Source organism: Ectobacillus panaciterrae DSM 19096 (assembly GCF_000430785.1).
Classification (GTDB): domain Bacteria; phylum Bacillota; class Bacilli; order Bacillales; family Bacillaceae_G; genus Ectobacillus; species Ectobacillus panaciterrae.
Window position 1 is genome coordinate 1 of the sequence record NZ_AUMR01000164.1, and the last position, 3,303, is coordinate 3,303.

A 3,303-nucleotide genomic window follows, 5' to 3' on the forward strand; every position below is an offset into this window, starting at 1 on the left:
TTTCCATTTAAACAAATTTTGCTTTTCCATACTGATCGTGCCCCTTTTTTAGAGTAATAGTATCAGTATGTCCAAGTTTTAGAGATTACTTGCAAGTGTGTTGAACTTTTTGCACCAGAACCCTCATAAGAAGTAATGAGAGTCTTTTTTAATATAATAGCTTTTCCTGGATGTCCTAAGGACACTTCAAATTAAGTTAAGGACACTCTATAAATTAAACTTTTATCATCAAACATTTTTAAACCATAAATAAGATTTATATAGACTAGAAAACCAGTGACTTTCTTAGTAATGGAGACTGTGATTTAGTACCGTTCATCGGGTTCTGGTGCAAAAAGAATTGGACAATTAATGTAACCTGAATATTACTCTGTCAAATGAAACATTTATTCGGAACCCTTTATGATTTTCCGAATTTTAATGTCTCGATATACTTAAACGTTCGGAAATAAACTCATATTTTTGTATATATTTTGACAGCATTCGAGGTTTGCACCAGAACCGCCATATTTGTCATTTGGTACGACCATTTTCATTACGATTCCCTCTAAAAATCTCCTGCACGTTAGACTATAAAAAAAGGCTGTCATAACAGCCTTTTTTCCTGAACTCACCGTAAAAAATTATACTAAGTATGCCCCTAACGCTACCATAGATTTCCTTAATGCTTGTTCATATGCTTTATCTTTACCTATAACTAAACGGAATTCAGCCATATCTCGAACAGTTGAACGCCCTTCTACCTCATAACCATTTTCAAAGATAAGTAGACAAATTGTTGATTTATCACTCATACGGTGAAATTTTTTCTCAACAATCATTTCCTCTAACTTTATTCGTTTATCATCCTTAATCCCAATGGTTCTAGAATATGGGGTTACTATATGATCATATTTATGATTGTTCTTACAAGCTACTAAAAGAATTTTTTCTCCTTTAGGTTCTACGTTATTAATCTCTCCACATTTAGGACAAATACTTTCGATATTCATGATTTCTTCTCTCCCTTTAAGTTAATAGATTTTCTCATTATTTTCTGCTAGAAAAGGAATTATGCTTTTTCAAAGTCGTTAAACAAAGTTAAAGAAACCAAATACGAATTTGAAGTACAGTTTGGTATGCATAAGTTAAGCTCCTGCGAAGATATCCCCCCTATTTCTCCAAAATAAGAATAAAACTAATTTTCATATAAGACGAAAAAAATAAAAAGAACACTAGTTTACTTAGTGCTCTTTAAAGGAAACAAAAGTAAACCTCCTCTCTAAACGCTTACGAGGTTAGCTGTTGGATTCGGACTTAAAGAGTAGCCCTACCTTTTCAAAAAAGGATTCACCCCAAGTACAAATGTACAAAAAAATTGGGTCCCCCGCTCCTATTGGATTAAGCGATATAAGGTTGCTTTAAAAAATTATTAAGTTTTATGATGATAAATATATTCCTTTATTAACAAGCTGTAAATAGAAAAATATAAAAATAGTTTCTTATGAAACAAAAGCACTTTTTATATAAATGCAACTAAAAAAATCGACATCAAAACTTTTCTTTTAGGGGGGAGAGAGCATCCGACTAAGCATAGAAGCGCTCAAACCCTTTTCGTGGCCCATACAGGGGTAAACCAGAGAGAGGGAGAGAGCGCAGTTTCCCTTTTGTTCTACATGGCAAACGATAGATATGTCGGAATAACAAAGTAGACTTATATAGCATCTGTAATACGCACTCATCGTGTGCAGCTTGGAAAAACAATCATATACTTAAAATCAACTACCACAAAAAACCTCATGTACATACGATACGGTTCACACCGATTAATGCTAAATGCTTCGATAATTTTAAAAAAATCTTTCCTACAAGAGATTTCTCCCTAAATTTATCCATACTTTAATTATGCTGCATTGATTAGCTCATTCTTAGCAGGACAGAATCATTGTCGACATTTGCTTAGCGTGTTTTTCCCGATTCTCTAATTATTTTGCAAACACATGATTACCAATTGATGCAACAGTTTGGCGTGTGGTAATCCATTTGTCTGTGGAGGTTTTGGGATTATAAAAATAAAGCCAATCGGAATTGGTTCCCTTAGTAGAAATTGCTTCTTCTACTGCCATTCTTGCTTCGGCTGTTGCCGGTTCGTTAATTTTGCCATTTGTAACCGGTGTAAATGCATAGCCATATTTAATAGGCTCATAAATAACATCTTTGATTGTATTTGGAAATCCTTCTGCATCAACACGATTTAATACAACTTTTGCTACCGCGACTTTTCCTTTATAAGGTTCTCCCTTTGCTTCAGCAGTAACCAGACGAGCCATTAAATCCCTTTCTTTCTCTGAAATACCTGTAGTAATTATTAAATGTTCACCTGGATAGATTTGGTCACCGCTTGTATTGTTGGCTTGTTTAATTGATTGAATTGACACATTGTATCGATTAGCGATTTTTTGTAGCGTATCTCCTCTTTTAACTTGATAAACAACTTGAACTGAATTTTTTGCACCTGTTAGATTTTTTGGGGATTGAGGCTTGCTTAATCCATGTGGGGTTGGAATGGTTAAATGTTCACCGATATAAATTTGATCATTAGTTTTTTGATTAGCTTGTTTAATTGACTGGACAGACATTCCATATTGTTTACTGATCTTCCAGAGAGAATCGTTCTCTTTAACAGTGTGAACAGTTGCTGCACTAGCAACTCCTTGAGTAGTGGTTAATGTAATCGTTGCAGCAGATAGGGTCATCCAATTTTTCATCTTATGTAACTTCATCTAAAAAACCTCCTGGAAATAGTCAAGACATTAATCATATACGCATAAAAATGCTATCGTATTAATTTGAATTCAATCTTCATAATCAAGTTATATAAACCCTACCAAATTATAACAAAAAAGTAAGTATATATTATACAAAACATACAAATGAAATAAAATTATAATAATACTCATTTCATGAAAATATTTAAGAGATACCCTTGAACCTTATATACAAGTGAATAAAAAAACCGTCTTTTTATAGGGGGGAGAGCGCATCTCGCTATGCATAGAAGCGGGCATGAAATGTCCGTTTTTTTGTTGGATATCATTATAATAAAAGTGTAAAAAAACAAATTATAATAAACATGTATTTATTCGTAACTTTTTGTTTTATTTGTTGGCATTATTTTAGAATGGGGTTCTACCAAGAAAGAAGGATCTTTTTGCCGATAAAATAAAAAAAGAGCCTACGCTCCTTTTCTCATTTCTCTAACCAAGCTAGGGGAACATCTTGTTCTCCTGATATCTCGAATTTAATTTCTCCATCTTCTTCATA

The 3,303-nt window shown here is 33.2% G+C and carries 2 protein-coding genes and 1 riboswitch; both genes read right to left on the reverse strand.

What is annotated here, in order from left to right; translation table 11 throughout:
• Positions 1–623: 623 nt before the first annotated feature.
• Complete coding sequence (locus H540_RS30615; protein WP_034671671.1) at positions 624–992, reverse strand: Gp49 family protein; 369 nt, start codon at positions 990–992, stop codon at positions 624–626.
• 260 nt (positions 993–1,252) lie between these two features.
• Positions 1,253–1,397: riboswitch (cyclic di-AMP (ydaO/yuaA leader) on the reverse strand.
• A 567-nt stretch (positions 1,398–1,964) separates the two neighbouring features.
• Positions 1,965–2,762, reverse strand: a complete 798-nt coding sequence (locus tag H540_RS0121800) for a LysM peptidoglycan-binding domain-containing protein (protein WP_028402377.1) — start codon at positions 2,760–2,762, stop codon at positions 1,965–1,967.
• Positions 2,763–3,303: the final 541 nt, after the last annotated feature.